The sequence below is a fragment of the Bradyrhizobium sp. LeoA1Lang genome, from assembly GCF_055413685.1.
The window spans coordinates 1-749 of the sequence record NZ_JBVAPG010000458.1; the positions used below are offsets into that span (position 1 = coordinate 1).

Genomic DNA, 749 nt, shown 5'->3' on the forward strand with positions numbered 1-749 from the left:
GACGATCGTTGTAGAAGGCGATCCAGCTTGCGACCCCTGCCTTGGCCTCGCGGCCGTCGGCATAGCCTCTGAGATAGATGTCCTCATGCTTGAGCGACCGCCACAGCCGCTCGATGAAGACGTTGTCGATCCAACGACCGCGGCCATCCATGGAGATCCTGATCCCTGCGCCCGCCAACGCGCCGGTGAAGGCCGCACTGGTGAACTGGCTGCCCTGGTCGGTGTTGAAAATCTCCGGCGTGCCGTACTTCGCCAGCGCCTCTTCCAGCGCCGCCACGCAGAACCAGACGTCCATCGTGTTCGACAACCGCCACGCCAGGACCGCACGGCTCGCCCAGTCGATGATGGCAACGAGATAAAGAAAGCCGCGGCCGATGGGCAGATACGTGATGTCGGCCGCCCATACCTGGTTTGGCCGGTCGATCGTCAAGTTGCGCAACAGATAGGGATAGATCTTGTGGCCCGGCGCCGGCCTCGTAGTGTTCGGCCTTGGTCCCAGCGCCGCAATGCCCATCTTGCGCATCAACCGCTTGCGATTGACCTGAAGCCCCTCAACCTTCAGCATCGCGGTCATTCGCCGCGAGCCCAGGAACGGTCAGGCGGTGAACAACTCGTCGATCCGCCGCATCAGGGCAAGGTCGTTGTCGTTGGCCGGCCGTGGCGGCCGGTAGACCCCAGAGCGCGCGATGCCAAGTAACATGCATTGCCGGCGGATCGACAGCGCCATGTCGGCGCGATCGAGCATTCCT

1 pseudogene is annotated in these 749 nt (G+C 63.3%); it reads right to left on the minus strand.

Going from position 1 to position 749, the window contains the following annotated elements:
- Positions 1 to 749 (minus strand): annotated as a pseudogene (locus tag ACZYOF_RS44125) (IS3 family transposase); the annotation flags it as partial.